The sequence below is a fragment of the Motilimonas sp. E26 genome (assembly GCF_021278025.1).
Classification (GTDB): domain Bacteria; phylum Pseudomonadota; class Gammaproteobacteria; order Enterobacterales; family CBDFNC01; genus Motilimonas.
This window is the reverse complement of sequence record NZ_JAIBHJ010000010.1, coordinates 110472-126710: the sequence shown is the minus strand read 5'-3', so window position 1 is coordinate 126710 and position 16239 is coordinate 110472. Positions and strand designations below refer to the sequence as shown.

General features: G+C 48.2%; 12 protein-coding genes. All 12 read right to left on the bottom strand.

Going from position 1 to position 16239, the window contains the following annotated elements:
* Positions 1-1106: 1106 nt before the first annotated feature.
* Positions 1107-2312 carry a sirohydrochlorin chelatase gene (locus K1M91_RS10845; protein WP_232801776.1) on the bottom strand — a complete coding sequence of 402 codons (1206 nt, stop codon included), beginning with the start codon at positions 2310-2312 and terminating at the stop codon, positions 1107-1109.
* 33 nt (positions 2313-2345) lie between these two features.
* Positions 2346-6197, bottom strand: a complete 3852-nt coding sequence (gene cobN / locus K1M91_RS10840; RefSeq protein WP_232801775.1) for a cobaltochelatase subunit CobN — start codon at positions 6195-6197, stop codon at positions 2346-2348.
* A 164-nt stretch (positions 6198-6361) separates the two neighbouring features.
* Positions 6362-7456: a cobalamin biosynthesis protein CobW gene (cobW, locus tag K1M91_RS10835; protein ID WP_232801774.1), complete on the bottom strand. Its 1095-nt coding sequence runs from the start codon at positions 7454-7456 to the stop codon at positions 6362-6364.
* Between the two features lie 17 nt (positions 7457-7473).
* The gene (gene cobM / locus K1M91_RS10830; protein WP_232801773.1) at positions 7474-8283 is read right to left on the bottom strand and encodes a precorrin-4 C(11)-methyltransferase; all 810 of its coding nucleotides are present in this window, start codon (positions 8281-8283) and stop codon (positions 7474-7476) included.
* 182 nt (positions 8284-8465) lie between these two features.
* Complete coding sequence (gene cobJ, locus K1M91_RS10825) at positions 8466-9275, bottom strand: precorrin-3B C(17)-methyltransferase (protein WP_232801772.1); 810 nt, start codon at positions 9273-9275, stop codon at positions 8466-8468.
* Entirely contained in the window at positions 9272-10093 is an 822-nt protein-coding gene (locus K1M91_RS10820; RefSeq protein ID WP_232801771.1) for a cobalamin biosynthesis protein, read from the bottom strand. The genes cobJ and K1M91_RS10820 overlap by 4 nt, the downstream gene beginning before the upstream one ends.
* Positions 10086-10835: a precorrin-2 C(20)-methyltransferase gene (gene cobI / locus K1M91_RS10815; protein ID WP_232801770.1), complete on the bottom strand. Its 750-nt coding sequence runs from the start codon at positions 10833-10835 to the stop codon at positions 10086-10088. The genes K1M91_RS10820 and cobI overlap by 8 nt, the downstream gene beginning before the upstream one ends.
* Positions 10832-12154, bottom strand: coding sequence for a precorrin-6y C5,15-methyltransferase (decarboxylating) subunit CbiE (cbiE, locus tag K1M91_RS10810; protein WP_232801769.1), 1323 nt, complete (start codon positions 12152-12154; stop codon positions 10832-10834). The genes cobI and cbiE overlap by 4 nt, the downstream gene beginning before the upstream one ends.
* The gene (locus K1M91_RS10805; protein ID WP_232801768.1) at positions 12154-12840 is read right to left on the bottom strand and encodes a precorrin-8X methylmutase; all 687 of its coding nucleotides are present in this window, start codon (positions 12838-12840) and stop codon (positions 12154-12156) included. The genes cbiE and K1M91_RS10805 overlap by 1 nt, the downstream gene beginning before the upstream one ends.
* The gene (locus K1M91_RS10800; RefSeq protein WP_232801767.1) at positions 12833-13615 is read right to left on the bottom strand and encodes a precorrin-6A/cobalt-precorrin-6A reductase; all 783 of its coding nucleotides are present in this window, start codon (positions 13613-13615) and stop codon (positions 12833-12835) included. Before K1M91_RS10800 ends, K1M91_RS10805 begins: the two co-directional genes overlap by 8 nt.
* 49 nt (positions 13616-13664) lie before the next feature.
* Positions 13665-14822 carry a cobalt-precorrin-5B (C(1))-methyltransferase gene (locus tag K1M91_RS10795; RefSeq protein ID WP_232801766.1) on the bottom strand — a complete coding sequence of 386 codons (1158 nt, stop codon included), beginning with the start codon at positions 14820-14822 and terminating at the stop codon, positions 13665-13667.
* Between the two features lie 4 nt (positions 14823-14826).
* Positions 14827-16236, bottom strand: coding sequence for a cobyrinate a,c-diamide synthase (locus K1M91_RS10790; protein ID WP_232801765.1), 1410 nt, complete (start codon positions 16234-16236; stop codon positions 14827-14829).
* Positions 16237-16239 lie beyond the last annotated feature (3 nt).

The following is a 16239-nucleotide window of genomic DNA, read 5'->3' as shown; positions in this document are numbered from 1 at the left end:
GTAACTTAATCAACGATGCGCTAGCGCGGTTTCTTTGCAGCCGTTATCAATGCGCTCTTTTTTCCTCATCGAGTACGCTTTGTGGGGGAGTTATGTTCATAAAACAGCAAGTATCAGCGCCCTGTACTTACTGTTTTTCGCGGTATGACTAGTGCTTCTTGTATGTTGAACTTATTGATTCATGTTTTTTGTGGGACCTGAGCTTGCTCAGGGAATTTGTGATATTCGCTGAGCAAGCTCAGCTCCTACCAAGTAACTTAATCAACGATGCGCTAGCGCGGTTTCTTTGCAGCCGTTATCAATGCGCTCTTTTTCCTCATCGAGTACGCTTTGTGGGGGAGTTATGTTCATAAAACAGCAAGTATCAGCGCTCTGTACTTGCTGTTTTCGCGGTATGACTAGCGCTTCTTGTATGTTGAACTTATTGATTCATGTTTTTTTTGGGGCCTGAGCTTGTTCAGGGAATTTGTGATATTCGCTGAGCAAGCTCAGCTCCTACCAAGTAACTTAATCAACGATGCGCTAGCGCGGTTTCTTTGCAGCCGTTATCAATGCGCTCTTTTTTCCTCATCGAGTACGCTTTGTGGGGGAGTTATGTTCATAAAACAGCAAGTATCAGCGCCCTGTACTTACTGTTTTTCGCGGTATGACTAGTGCTTCTTGTATGTTGAACTTATTGATTCATGTTTTTTTTGGGGCCTGAGCTTGTTCAGGGAATTTGTGATATTCGCTGAGCAAGCTCAGCTCCTACCAAGTAACTTAATCAACGATGCGCTAGCGCTGTTTCTTTGCAGCCGTTATCAATGCGCTCTTTTTCCTCATCGAGTACGCTTTGTGGGGAGTTATGTTCATAAAACAGCAAGTATCAGCGCTCTGTACTTGCTGTTTTCGCGGTATGACTAACGCTCATCCCCCCACACCTAAGGTAACTTAATCAACGATGCGCTAGCGCGGTTTCTTTGCAGCCGTTATCAATGCGCTCTTTTTCCTCATCGAGTACGCTTTGTGGGGGAGTTATGTTCATAAAACAGCAAGTATCAGCGCTCTGTACTTGCTGTTTTCGCGGTATGACTAACGCTCATCCCCCCACACCTAAGGTAACTTAATCAACGATGCGCTAGCGCGGTTTCTTTACAGCCGTTATCGATGCGCTCTTTTTCCTCATCGAGTACGCTTTGTGGGAATTGACTCATAAAACAGCAGCAGATGCCCTCGCCGATCATGGTTCTTGGCCCTAATGGGTGGGCGATGTGTTTGTAGACGCCGTGGCTATGGCCGTGTGAATGATCATCAGAGTGACTGTGCTCATGTGAGTGCGAATGATCATGTGGGTGCTCATGCGAATGGTTATGCTCGTGAGCATGATCCGTGGCATTAGGGTCTTGGTATTCAGCGTGATGATGATGCACATCCACTTCACCCGCAGCAAGGCGGCGTTTAAAAGAAGCCATCAAACCTTCTGCTGCTGTGCCTTGCTCCATGATTTCGCGCACACGCACCTCAAAGGCGTCAATCACCTTATCGTGGTCATTTAAATAAGGTGTTTTAATAAACTCAACACTTGGGTTTTCTGTCGCTACTTTATCTACATAACCAAAAATACGTTTGATTAACCGGCCCGTAAATAAGAAATACGGTGCCACCACAACACGCTTGTAGCCCAGCTTTAATAACTTTTCTAAACCCACCCCAACTGAAGGATAAGTGACGCCAGAATAAACCGTATCGGCCCAGCCAAAGCCCATATTTTCATTAACAATACGGGTTAATTTCGCCGCTTCGGCATTAGCTTTGGTATCTGAAGTGCCACGCCCTACCACCACCAACAAGGTATCGTAGAGGTTTTCAGGCGGATCATTGGGGTCTAATCCTAAGGATTCATAAATCCGCGCCTGAAAAGCCTCAATCATGGCATCTTGTAAACCCAGTTCACTGCCATAGCTGACTTCCAAACCAGCTTGTTTTTCTTGAAACGTAGTCAGTACAGATGGGATATCATTCTTAGCATGGGTAGCCGCAAACAACATACCCGGCACCGCATAAATATGATTCACCCCTTGCGCCACTAAACTGTTTAGCCCCATGTGAATATTGGGTGCCGAGTATTCTAGAAACCCGTACTCCACGGGCAAATTAGGAAAACGCTTTTTTAACCCAGCCGCCACCCGCGAGAACTCCACTTCGGCATCTTTATCACGACTGCCGTGACCACATACCATGATCCCCGCTTTTTGTTCACCTTTAGGGGACACGCGCTGATGTGAATGACTATGTTCATGGCAATGATGATGTGAGTGTTTTTGCTCTGACATGCTCTTACTTCCTTATTTTTTAATAATATAAATCTAACGAACCAGCTCTTGAGCTTCGTCGCATTCGAGTAATAAACCTTGTAACCGCTCGCGGTATTCGTCCGCGTCTTGCCATAAACCGCGCTGAATAGCCTCTAACAAACGCTCGGCCATTTCGCTCAAGGCGTGGGGATTATTTTGCTGTAAAAACGCACGATTTTGTGGCTCAAACAACAAGGTATCTGTTACTTGCTGGTATTGATAATCTGCAATCAATCCCGTGGTGGCGTCATAGGCAAACAGGTAATCAATACTGGCACTCATCTCAAATGCACCTTTATAACCGTGCTGCTGCATACCTTGAATCCACTTGGGATTAAGCACCCGTGAGCGGATCACTCGATTAAGCTCCTCTTTTAAGGTGCGGATCACCGGCTGCTCTGGGTTAGCGTGATCACTATGATATATAGTCGGCGCTTGCCCTGAAAAGCAGCTCACTGCATTACTCATCCCGCCTTGAAATTGGTAATAATCGTCTGAGTCCAATAAATCGTGCTCGCGATTATCTTGGTTATGTACCACTACTTCTAACTGGCTCAATTGATGGCGAAACGCTCCTTGCGCTAATTTACCTTCACCATCTTGACCATAGGCATAGCCGCCCCAATTCAAATATGCGTCAGCTAAATCGCTGGCTTGTTCCCAGCAACGCTCATCAATTAAGCCTTGTAAGCCAGCGCCATAAGCGCCAGGTTTAGAGCCAAATACCCGATAACTGGCTTGCCGCTGCGCCTCTGACTCACTCATGCCTTGCGCCACTAATTGCTGAGCTCGAGTGGCTATGTTTTGCTGGATAAGGTTGCCATTGCCAGGCTCTTCAATGGCCGCAATTGCCAACACAGCCGCATCAAAAAGCTTAAGCACGTTAGCAAATGCGTCACGAAAAAAGCCTGATACCCGTAAAGTGACATCTACGCGTGGGCGGCCTAGCTGCATACAAGGGATCACCAAAAAATCCACTACGCGATGACTGCCATTGGCCCAAATAGGTTTGATGCCCATCAAAGCAAAGGCTTGAGCAATATCGTCACCGCCGGTGCGCATAGTCGCGGTGCCCCAAACCGACAAACCAAGCTGACGCGGATAATCGCCATGCTCTTGTAAATGACGCGTGAGTAAGGCTTGCGCCGACTTTTCACCAATCGCCCACGCCGCTTTAGATGGAATTGCGCGATTATCCAAAGAGAAAAAATTACGTCCGGTCGGCAACGTATCTAACCGCCCTCGACTGGGCGCCCCACTTGGCCCAGGCGCAATAAATTCGCCGTGTAAGCCTTGTAGTAACGCGTTAATTTCTTGTTCGACGCTTTTCTCTAGTGCGGCTTTTACTACGGTTTTAGCGTAAGTGAGTAAGGCTTGTGTTGCGGGATAATCATTTAGCTCATTCAGCTCAGCCGAGCCCAACACATAACGTTTTACCCATGCCAGGGCTAGCAGCTCTAAGCGCTCACGCGTATCGGCGCAGCTTCGCCATACTTGTTTAGACACTTGCTGCAACGGCGCAGGCTTGATGTCACTCCAAGGTGTGCAATCTGCCGAAAGTGGATCAAACAACGCGCCCCCCTGGCGCAGCTCAAAATCCAATACTAAGTTATGCAAAATACCTCGGCTTTGATGGCCACTGCCTGTAGGCAAACGCAGCAACGCAACCAAGGTATTAGCGACTTTTTCAGACTCGGGTAACTCGCCCAAAATATGTAAGCCGTGGCGAATTTGCGCTTCTTTAATGTCACATAAATAGGTATCTAACTCAGCAAACACTTGATCTTGATAATCGAGATCCGTTAAATCACCAGCGCCCGCCACTTGCGCTAATTCGTCTAAAATATGGGTAGTTTTTAACTGTTCAATAATGGCTTGGCGCAACCAAGTTTCACGGCGAACATCCATGCCCATCGCTTGATAATATTCATCTACCAGTCCTTCGAGTTCAGCTAGTTCTCCATAGGTTTCAGCACGGGTAAGAGGGGGCATTAAATGGTCAATGATCACCCCTTGCGTGCGACGCTTCGCCTGCGAGCCCTCACCGGGATCGTTAACAATAAAGGGATAAAAATGCGGCAACGGCCCTAAAATACAGTCTGGCCAACAAGTATCAGCTAATGCAGAGCCCTTGCCCGGCAACCATTCTAAGTTACCGTGCTTGCCCACGTGGATAATGGCATCTATTTGATATTCATGGCGTAACCAAAAATAAAAGGCTAAATAGTTATGAGGCGGCACAAGATCGGGATCGTGATAATTAGCGGCTAAATCAATGTTAAAACCGCGCGCCGGTTGAATGCCGATAAAGGTTTCACCGCAGCGATAACCCGAGATCATTAACCGCCCTTGACGATACTTAATGTCCTGCTCGGGCGCGCCCCAACGATTTAACACCGCCTGCTGTGACACCAAGGGCAAACGCGAAAAGTGACGCTGATAATCGACAACCGAAATACTTTGCCAACAACCTAGTGAATGTAAGGTATTAGGGTTATTGGTTACAGCTCCGAGCAAGGTTTCAATCAAAGCGTTACCCTGCTCAGGCAAATCACCCAATGGGTAGCCCGCTTGTTTCAATGCGCGCATAACATTAACTGTAGAGGCCGGCGTATCTAAGCCAACACCATTACCAATACGGCCATCTTTGGTCGGGTAATTAGCAAGGATCAGAGCAATGCGTTTTTCATGGTTTGGCTTTTGTGTTAACTGGCAATACGCCTTAGCCAGCTGCGCCACAAATTTGGCACGCTCATGGTGTAATAGATAACGGATCACCGATATTTGACCGCGTGGATCATAGTGACTTTCACTTTTAAAACTCACCGCTCGGCTCAATATTTTACCGTCCATTTCTGGCAACACGACTTGCATCGCCAGATCGCGACTACGTAACCCTAAACTGGAAGCGCGCCAATCTTCTGCTGTGGTGCTGGCTAATACCAACTGCAATATTGGCACCTTTACATCAAACACTGGCTCAAATTCATTTGGGCTCACCGTTAGTGATGGTGATGTAACCGTGTTATTAGCAAAACCTGTAGTGTTGAGCATCAGCTGTACCTTGGCTTGACTTAACCAGGTATTTACTTGCTTTAAACTTGCTGCGTCTTTTAATGAAGTCACCACCAGTGGCAGCACTTTGCAGCCCGATTGTTGCAACACCTCAATCAGCTGATCGAACATCTCACTATTAGCCGCTTGTAAATGACTACGATAAAACACTAACGCCACTACTGAACGAAACTGACCTGACAACTGCTGCCATTGCGTAAAGTTAAGTTCAGCCAGCGGCTGGTGCGGCCAGTAAATAAAGCAGCTCGGCAACACCTGAGGGGGCAACCATGAAAGCGCTAAACCAAAAAAATTTACCGCCAAATACGCCAATAAGGACTGACTATTCACTGCGCCACTTTCACGTAGAAAGCGCCAGCACATTTGCAATGCTATCGCCTCGACATTACTGTCTGCAGCCAATTGAGGGTCGGGAGAATCATCGCCCGGCACCAACAATAAACGACGGTTAGGTTTAGCCTTTGACCAAGCCACTAACCGTTCAACGCCATAAGGCCAATAGTTTTTTCCACCCAGCAGCGAAACCACCACCACCTTGGCCTGCTCTAGTACTTTATCTTCATACAAATCATAAGCGGCAGGTTTGACCAATTGAATCCAATTAGCCAAACGCACACTGGGTAGGTTGGCTCTATCAGGTCGAGACGTAAACAATGCTAAGCCCTCACTGAGCGCTGCCAGCTGGCTATCGGCTGCCGATAGAATCACGATATCTGCCGTGTCTTGCCCTAAATCGACAATGCCTTCTTCGTCAACAAATCCGCCCGGCTTAGCCGCTAGTAAATGCATGAATAATCTCTAACCTCAATTTTGTTGCAGTTTTTCGTCATCATATAAAGTATGTTTTATCGCAACACTTCGTTTTCAAAGATGAAAACGCAAAGCGGATAAGGACATATGCGCTGCGGCTTGCGAGCAAAACACATACAATATTGCTTACTTAAATTTCAGACCTACGCTGACACTGCATCCGGTGCTAAAGCCAGCGTCAACTCAGCTTCTATATCTGCCTTATTAATGCCTTTACCGATAAAAACCAGTTGAGTGAGGCGCGCTTCATCGGCCTGCCATAAGCGATCAAAATGCACATCTAAGCGCTCACCAACGGCTTGTAATACTTGACGCATCGGTTTGTTTGGCAAAGCTGCAAAGCCTTTGGCACGATAGATAGCATGCTTGCCAAGTAGGTCGGTTAAAATACTTTGTAATCGCTCACCATCCACTTCTCCTAGGCTCACCACAAATGAATCAAAGTGGTCGTGGGCGTGATCATGATGGTGGCCATGGGCATGATGCTGGTCGTGATGGTTATGTACTTTATCAATATGAGTTTCGGTGGCTGCACCAACCCCCATCACTAAATCCAACGGTAAACCCGCTTGGTTGCTATACAAGGTTTTCACTGCCGCAGGTACTTGGGCTTGCACCACTTGTTTCACCAACTCAATTTGCGCGTCACTCAATAAATCGGTTTTACTCACCACCACCAAATCAGCAGCACTTAACTGGTCATCCAACAGCTCTTGCAAGCTTGGGTCGTGATCTAAACTATCGTCGGCAAGGCGCTGAGCTTGTACTTTAGCTTCATCATCAGCAAAGCGACCCGCAGCAACCGCTGGACCATCGATCATCGAGATCACCGCATCCACAGTGCAAAATTCTTTTATACCAGGCCAGTTAAAGGCTTGTACCAAAGGTTTTGGCAACGCCAAGCCTGAAGTTTCAATTAAGATATGGTCAATGTCAGCTCGGCGCGCAACCAGCTGCTGCATCACAGGTAAGAACTCTTCTTCAACCGTACAGCAAATACAGCCATTGGCCAGCTCGTAAATACCGTTTTCACCTTGCAACACTGCACCAGCTTCGTCTTCACAATCAAGGGGGCAAGAGCGCAGTAATTCTGAATCTATGTCTAGCTCACCAAACTCGTTGACGATCACGGCAATGCGCTTACCTGCTGCATTTTTTAATACATGAGACAGTAAACTGGTTTTACCACTGCCTAAAAAGCCGGTCACGATAGTGGCGGGAATCTTATTTAATTGCATAGTATTTTCCTTAATCTTTATTTGCCCGATAGCAGGGTTTGTGTCAGTTGATCCATATCTTCAATCACCCCTTTGCGGCGGCGAAAGATATTGGGCTTATCTTGTTTGTATAAATATGAGTCGGCAAAATCGTCGGCGTTAAGCACATGGCCCACTAAAATCAGCGCCGTTAACTTAAAACCTTTGGCTTCCACCTGTTCAGCAATGTCCTTTAGAGTGCCGATCACCTTATCTTGATCAGGCCAAGAGGTGCGATAACACACAGCAACGGGGCAGTCCTCACCATAATGGGGGAGCAGTTCAGCAACGATCTTACGAATTTGCGTGATACCTAAGTGAATAGCTAAGGTCGCACCACTTTGCGCTAACTGTGGCAGTCGCTCACGCTCAGGAAACGGCGTTTTCCCCTCATAACGCGTCATGATCAGGGTTTGTGAAATACCCGATAGCGTTAACTCTTTACCAAGATAGGCCGCCGAGGCCGCTGTGGCACTGACGCCAGGGATCACTTGGTAATCAATACCATGTTGTTCAAGACGACGAATTTGTTCGCCAATCGCACCATATAAAGCGGGATCGCCGCACTGCAAACGCGCCACATCCTTGCCCGCTTGATGGGCATTGATAAAGTACTGCTCCATTTCATCAAGATTGATTTTGGCGGTATCTACTATCAGCTCAGCGCTATCTTCTATCTCGGCTAACACTTGACGCGGGATCAAAGAGCCCGCATACAACACCACGGGGCACTGTTTTAAAATACGCGCGCCCTTAATGGTCATTAATTCAGGATCGCCCGGCCCTGCGCCAATAAAATAAACTGTCATCTTCTGTCCCTATTTTTATGCGTCAGCGATAACGCCACGACACACCAAGAAGAAAGATTATTTCTTCGCAAAAACGCTACGAGTACATCCCTGTAAGCTTGGCTTTTTTCATCCATGAAAAAGACATTTTGCTACGAAACAATCTCTCTTCTAGCCATTAATTACTTCGCTATCTATGCCTATTACAGCTTTTTCTTATAGCCTCTAGGGGTATATACCCACTCTTTCTCACCGTTCACTATGTGGCGCGATTCACTGTTGCCAACACTGACTAAAGTGAACATATCCACGTCTTTGGCATCGAGCTGATCCAACGTGATAATACGAATATGCTCATCGGGGCGTGTTAGCTGGCGACCAATTAACACAGGTGTCGAGGCGGGGCGATATTGCAATAAAATGTCGCGCGCGGTGTTTAACTGCCAATCGCGCTTTTTCGATACCGGATTGTAAAACGACACCACAAAATCCCCCGAACCTGCGCTATGAATGCGCTTTTCGATGGTCTGCCAAGGCGTCAATAAATCCGACAAACTGATGGTACAAAAATCATGGCCTAGCATAGCGCCGACGCGGCTTGCCCCCGCTTGCATCGCTGAAATACCGGGGATCACTTCAATCTCCACATCCAACCATTGCGGTGAGTTTTCTTGGCCTGATAACTGTAAATCCAGCAACTCAAACACTAAGGTCGCCATCGCATAAATGCCAATGTCACCGCTGGAAATCAACGCGGTTGCTTTTCCGCTAGCAGCTAAATCAAGGGCTAAGCGGGCGCGGCCAATTTCTTCTCCCAAGGGCAGATCGTGGTGAATTTTGCCTTGGCACACTGCGCCTAGTAAATCCAAGTACAAACCATAAGCGACCAAGTCACTGCTGGCTTGAATCGCAGCTAACGCCCGTGGCGCCACTAATTCACTGTCGCCTGGGCCGGTGCCAACCACGAACAACTTGCCTTTTGGTTTATCGATTGGATTTGCTAGCTTGCTCATAAGGTTGAATTCTCTTGTGATACTTGAAGGGGATAAGCCCGCGCAATGGCGCAGGTGGCTTTGCTGGTTTTATGTTTGATTAATACCAGCTCGGCTTGATCATTCGCTTGCAGCTGCGCCTGCATTAATGCTGCCGATTCCGCGACACCATAAACGCCAACAGTGTTAAAAATATACTCAGATTTCGAATCAAGCAGGTGTTCAACTTGACGCAGAGCAGCAGCCGAAAACGTTATAAATGGCTTGCCTAGCTTTTTAGCTAGACTTATCAGTCCAGCTTCATCATGCTTAATATCTATGCTAGTAATGGCACTAACTTGCGCTAACGATAAGCCTGCTTTATCTAAACAGGCGAGTAACAGGCTTTCTAGCTCCGCTTCGGGGCAATGCCGCTCGCAGCCCATGCCAACGGTATAAATTGGCGCGAGGTACGGCTTTGCCGTCGTTTGTACTAGCTGAGCAGCTTGTTTACCTGCTTGGCACAATTGATTTAATAGCGCCACCACCTCACTGGCAAACTGATTAGCACCACCTTCGTGGCCAGACAAAAGTGGGATAACAAACTGCCCTAACTCATCCAGTACCAACACTGGCGGATCGTTTAACTTATCTTGTAACACCGGCGCTAAGGTACGCACTACGATGCCAGTAGCGCAGATAAAAATCAGACTATGGCCTTGCACAAACGCTTGTTGCACTGTGTGCGCAAACGGCTTGGGCTTGTAATAAATGTCACAAGCTTGTTTAGCCGCTAACACACCAGCCAGCTCCTTGGCTAATTGATGTCCCGCTTCGGTAAGGGTGATAATTTTAATCATTTATCACCTCTACCGAACCTGCACTCTGGCCACGATGCTGACGCTGATTTGACGTGACGATAAACAAAGAAAAATACGGCCCAACTTCACGTGGTAGCAAAGCAACATTGGGCTCAAGCCACTGATTATCGCGGCCAACATACTCTAAATACTGCGCCTGCTCGATTCGTCCCGTAGCCTCAAGGGCCGCCAAAATTTTCACTCTGGCTTGCCCCGCCTTCATGATCACCACACTGTCATGCTCAAGTAACGCGGCTTGCAACTTCGCCTGAGCATGACGACCACTGAGCACAGCGAATGACTCGCTCAGCATGGTTAACGGATGCACTAAAGTGGCCGCAGCAGCATTGATGGATGAAATACCCGGAATAACTTGGCAGCTAAAGCGGTCTTTAATCCGGTCGAGTAAATAAGTAAATGAGCCAAAAAATAGCGGGTCCCCCTCACACAAAAAAGCCACCGATTTCCCCTGCGCTAACTGCGCACAAATTGCCGCTGCGCCAAGATCGTAAGCTTGATTCGCTAAGGTGCGGTCGGTTAAAAACGGCATAGGGATAGGCAGTAATTGTTGCTGCGCTCTGGGCTGTAAAAACGCCTCACGAGCAATGTATTTCGCTTGTGACTCACCCTTATCATTAACCAAAAAACACACCACATCGGCGCATTCAATGCAGCGCAGCGCTTTTAAGGTGAGCAGCTCTGGATCGCCGGGGCCAACGCCAACGCCGTAAAAAACACTCATAAATTGACATCCTTTGTTAGCACTGGCGCAGGGTTAGCAACTTTAATAAAACTAAACAAGCTCACCGCTAGGTTCGGGCGATACACCAGCTGCCCCACTAAGCGTTCGCCTTTATTCACTGCAATTTGCACCGTTTCAGCTGAGCAATCTTGCACGTCATCACGTAGTTGGAAAAATTCAACACATTGACAACGAGTGCGCTCCATCACCGCGCTCACCACTAATTGGCCTTGCTCGGGTAAATTCGCCCAGACTTGCTCAAGTAACGTGGCCAATTCGCCATCACTACCACCAATAAACACCTTGTTTGGCGCCGCTAATTCGGTTTGTGTAAACACCTGTGGAGCTCGGCCAAACACAGTGTCAAGATTAGTCACCACGCCAAAGCGCTCGCGGTTTTGTTGCAAGCAGTCAAAGCGCGCGGGGTGGTGTTCAATGGCGATCACCTTGGCCTTTGGCGTCCAGTAGCTCAGTTCAATAGCTACCGAGCCACAACCTGCGCCGATATCCCAAATCACATCCTGATTGCTAGGTTGTAATAAAGACAAAATAGCCAAACGCACTTCGCGCTTGGTTAACAAGCCCTTGCCTGCGCCCTTATCGGTAATAAATGCCTCGTCTTTAATACCGGGAAAACTGGGTAAATAAGTGGCTAGTCTCTGCGCGCCAGTAGCAATAAAACTTATGTGTAACGATGAGAATTCAGTTTTTACTGTTTCATCAAGTAATTGCTCAAGGCTGAATTGGCGAATGCGCTCTTGCGCATAACCGAGATCTTCTAATACCGTGATTTGCGCTTGGGTAAAACCCAACGCCTGACATTGCTGCGCTAAATGCAGCGGCTGACTTTGGCCATCGGTTAAGATCATAAGCTGCTGCTTAGCGCGAATAGTACTGCGCAGTTTTGCCAATGGCCGCCCATGTAAACTCAGCACATCAACATCTTGCTCGGTTAAACCAAGGCGATGACAAGCCAATTGAATGCTAGACACGCCGGCAAAATACGTCAGTTGCTCAGGCGGGTATTGGCGTGAAAACCAGCTACCGATGCCATAAAACAAAGCATCGCCCGAGGCCAACACCACCAACTGGTCATCCTTACGCGCTTGGCTAAATAGCTGATCTAGTGCTGCCCTTAGCTGGTTGAACTTGGGCAACTCAAGGCACTGAGAATCTAAGCTAAGTAAAGACTGCACCGTCGCGATTTGCCTCGCCGAGCCCATCACCCAAGTAGCTTGCTGCAACGCTTGCTGCGCTTGTGGGGTTAAGCAAGCTTGCTCGCTCGCACCCAAACCTATGATATTAATAGGCACAAGCATCAGTAACGCTCGCCATGATTACAACGCAACAGGGCATTACAACTGGCGCTGGATACCGCGCTACCACCTTCACGACCCAGCAAGGTAATACATTCAATACCTAGATCTTGGTGTAAATGCCATAAGGCTTGTTTTGATTCTGCCGCGCCGACAAAGCCAACTGGCATGCCAATAATTAATGCGGGTTTCGGAGCGCCTTGTTGCAACATTTCTAACAGCCGAAACAGCGCCGTGGGCGCATTACCTATCACCACCACACTGCCAGTAAGGTGAGGCCGCCATAATTCCAATGCCGCCATGGTGCGAGTTTCGCCGCGCAACTTAGCCAGTTCAGCCACTTCGGGATGATTTAAAAAACACAGTGGCGGCTCAGAAATCATGCGTTTGGTGATGCCCTGTTTCACCATTTCCACATCGCATAAAATGGCATTATTGCTTGCTAGTGCAGCCATACCCGCAACACATGCCTTGGCGCTAAAACGCACTTGCGGGGCTAAATGCACGAGTCCTAAACTATGAACAATGCGCATCACAACTTGTTGCTCGGTCGCATCAAAGGCAGAGAGATCCGTTAATTCTCGGATCAACTGAAAGCTTTTCTGCTCAATGGCGACGGGATCCTGAATGTAATCAAATCCAACCTCATTGTTAGGTTCATTTAATAAATGACTAATAGTATTAGGCATCACTGGCTTCCTGCTTTGATGATGGCGTTGATAAATGTTCACTCAACCAAGCCTGCACAGCGTAGATACATGCTGCTGGCTCGGTAAATTGTTGGTTTGCTTTGGCCAATACTGGCCGCTGGTGCATTAACACTGGCATTTTCGCTTCGCGCGCAGCAACTAACTTGGCATAAGTCGCCGCGCCGCCGCTATTTTTACTGATTAGGCAATCGATTTGATATTGTTGGAATAAATCACGCTCATTACTTAATGTGAAAGGGCCAATAGCATGGATCCACACCACGTTATCTGCTAATTCGAGGTCTGGTTTAACTGCGGTGCGCAGCACAACCAACTGACACGCTCGGCTCAAGCTATTAAGATCCTCTTGGCTAATGCGCCCAGCACTGACAAATACACGCTGATAACACTGAGCCTGAATAAGTAAAGCGGCCCAATCACGAAATTCATGCCAATCATCATCTTGATGTTTAGGCCAATCAAGGCGATGAAAACGCCAGCAAGGAATGTCCAGTCCATTGGCCGCTTGCACCGCGGTATTACTCATTTGAGCGGCAAAGGGATGGGTGATATCTAGAATAAGTTGTACATTGCGGGCTTGGCAAAAAGCACTCAAACCGCCCAAGGCACTAAAACCACCAACGAGAATTTCACAGTCTAATGCGGGCCGACGCACTAACCCCGCAACACTATAAATCACTGGTACGCCAAGCTCGGTTAAGGCTGCAGCCATTTTTCGGCCATCAGCGGTGCCGCCTAAAATAAGTACCTTCATTTAACGCCCTTATTTAAGCTAAGTTTTTGAGTGCGAAACACATCATTTTTCATTGCTGTATCCCATTATCAGAGCTGAGGTTATGAATCCAATTAGGATTGCCTAACATCACCGTTAAGCCCTTCGAACAAGCAATAAACTGACCGCGCCTGTTCACCGCCCACACCTCAATCTCAACGGGATCGGTGACCACAGATTGGGCAAATTGCTGCGCCAGTACACACATAGCATGAGCTAAATCGATGCCTTGTTGCTGACATAATTTCAGTACCTCGATACTCGTATTGGCACCTAAAATAGCTTGCTGTAATGTTTCATCAGCGCCAAGGGAAGCGGCAACACTTGCCATATGCGGAAAATCGATGCTGGATACGCGACTGTTTAAATCCAAGTGGCCGTTAGCCAATTTAGTGATCTTACCAAAGCCGCCCGACACACTGAGTTTATGGATCTTACCTTTACGCAAATACTTCAATAGCGCGCCAGCAAAATCGCCCATTTCAATAAGGGCTATTTCCGGTAACTGGTAATACTCGGCAATCGCCGCTTCACTGCCACTGCCAGTGCTGGCGGCAATGTGGCGGTAACCATTGGTTGAAGCAACATCAACACCTTGATGAATTGAAGCTATGTAAGCTGCACATGAATAAGGCCGAACTATGCCAGTGGTACCTAAAATGGACAGGCCACCGACTATACCAAGGCGCGGGTTCATGGTTTTTTGCGCCAACTCTTCGCCTTTCTCCACCCCGACATGCACAGCAAAGCCGCCTTGGTATTGATAGGTTTGTGCAAAATGAAGCAAGTGTTCGACCATCATTTTACGTGGTACCGGATTAATGGCGGGCTCACCAATGGTTAAGGCCAAACCATCTCGGGTAACCGTGCCCACGCCTGCTGCCGCATAAAATTGCACGCCTGCGCGGGGCGTTAGATACAGTTCAACAAAAATCAACGCGCCGTGAGTGACGTCAGGATCGTCACCCGCATCTTTGATGGTGGCGGTGCGCATCCCCTGATCAAGTGCTTGGTAGCTCTCTATCTGCAAGCTCACCACTTGACCTCGCGGTAAATTAATATCAACCGCAGCTTCTTTTTTGCCTGTAAGTAGCGCACGCGCCGCCGCCACACAACAAGCGGTAGCACAAGTACCAGTGGTTAAACCGTTGCGAAGGGGGGCTGGCTGCTCTGCGCTTTCTGGCCACATAAAGTTACCCTAACCCCAGTTTAATCGGCTCGTTAAAAGCCCCAAGAAAAAGGGCGGCAACAGCGGTTGGATTAGCAGGAAAAAACAAGTGCAAATAACTGGCGGTGAGTTTTTTACTGCGATAAATCGCCTCACCATCGGCACTGTGGCGCTGACGCTGACAATAAGCCAGCGGCGTATCCGTACCTTGCGAGCGAGATCTATGATGGGCGTGACCGCGAATATCCCCTTCAGGCAGCGAAGCGGTTTGCATTCCTTGGCAGCCGCGCTTACCACGCATTAAACCTTGGCCAGCAAGTAGGCCTAACATAGGCCAAATTTGCTCATCTAGGTCAGTCAATGATTCTAAGCAATATAAAAAACCGCCACACTCAGCCAAAATCGGCTTATTGGCGTGATAAAAACCTTTAATGGCTTGGTGCATTAATTGGTTACTTGAAAGCGCCTGGGTATGCAGTTCAGGATAGCCGCCAGGTAACCACAAGGCGTCCACTTCGGGTGGTAAGCAGGTATCGTTAAGCGGCGAGAAAAAAGCGAGCTGCGCGCCCATTTGCTCAAGCAAAGCAAGATTAGCATCGTAGATAAAGCTAAACGCAGCGTCGCGCGCAATGCCAATCCGCACTTGGTCTAGTGTTTTTGGTACTTGCTCAATCACGGCAAGCTCAGCGTCAGCAACGGGATAAAACGCTACCTGATGGGCAAGGCTAAATAAGTCAGCGACAGCGCCACTTTGCTTGGCTCGCGCAGCGCCATCCACCAGCCACTGACAACCTAATTCAAAAATGGGCTCAAGTTGCTCATACACCTCTTGCGCTTGCACTAAACCCAAATGACGCTCAGGTAAGGCCACTGTCGGCTCATTAGCTAAACAAGCCAACAGTGGCACGTCATCAGGCAGGGCTTGTTGGATCAGCTCGGCGTGGCGCGCGGTGCTGCAGTTATTGGCAATTAATCCTAAGGTTTGGTAGTCATCGCGATAACGCGCTAATCCAGTAGCAATCGCCGCAGCAGTTTGCGCCATGCCTTTCACATCCATCACCATGGCAATCGGAATATTAAACCGCGCCGCTAGATCGGCGCTGGAAGGATCACCATCAAACATGCCCATCGCGCCTTCAACTAAGATCAAATCAGCCACTTGCGCGGCGGCAAATAATTGTTGCTGACACCACGCCTCGCCCGCCATCCATAAATCGAGTTGCACCACGGGTTGACCACTGGCTTGGGCTAAAATTTGTGGATCTAAATAATCTGGGCCAGTTTTAAATACCCGCACCACCTTACCTTGATTAGTAAAATAACGCGCCAATGCGGCGGTGATCGTGGTTTTTCCTTGACCTGATGCCGGCGCAGCTAAAAATAGTGCTGGCACAGAAATTGAGCGTTCGTTTATCGGATTCATATTCATCGTCATCGA

Coding starts and splice junctions, on each gene's coding strand:
- cobI (WP_232801770.1), bottom strand. CDS start 10,835: ATGAGTGTTTTTTACGGCGTTGGCGTTGGCCCCGGCGATCCAGAGCTG.
- cobJ (WP_232801772.1), bottom strand. CDS start 9,275: ATGAGCAAGCTAGCAAATCCAATCGATAAACCAAAAGGCAAGTTGTTC.
- cobM (WP_232801773.1), bottom strand. CDS start 8,283: ATGACAGTTTATTTTATTGGCGCAGGGCCGGGCGATCCTGAATTAATG.
- K1M91_RS10820 (WP_232801771.1), bottom strand. CDS start 10,093: ATGATTAAAATTATCACCCTTACCGAAGCGGGACATCAATTAGCCAAG.
- K1M91_RS10790 (WP_232801765.1), bottom strand. CDS start 16,236: ATGACGATGAATATGAATCCGATAAACGAACGCTCAATTTCTGTGCCA.
- cobW (WP_232801774.1), bottom strand. CDS start 7,456: ATGCAATTAAATAAGATTCCCGCCACTATCGTGACCGGCTTTTTAGGC.
- cbiE (WP_232801769.1), bottom strand. CDS start 12,154: ATGCTTGTGCCTATTAATATCATAGGTTTGGGTGCGAGCGAGCAAGCT.
- K1M91_RS10805 (WP_232801768.1), bottom strand. CDS start 12,840: ATGCCTAATACTATTAGTCATTTATTAAATGAACCTAACAATGAGGTT.
- cobN (WP_232801775.1), bottom strand. CDS start 6,197: ATGCATTTACTAGCGGCTAAGCCGGGCGGATTTGTTGACGAAGAAGGC.
- K1M91_RS10795 (WP_232801766.1), bottom strand. CDS start 14,822: ATGTGGCCAGAAAGCGCAGAGCAGCCAGCCCCCCTTCGCAACGGTTTA.
- K1M91_RS10845 (WP_232801776.1), bottom strand. CDS start 2,312: ATGTCAGAGCAAAAACACTCACATCATCATTGCCATGAACATAGTCAT.
- K1M91_RS10800 (WP_232801767.1), bottom strand. CDS start 13,615: ATGAAGGTACTTATTTTAGGCGGCACCGCTGATGGCCGAAAAATGGCT.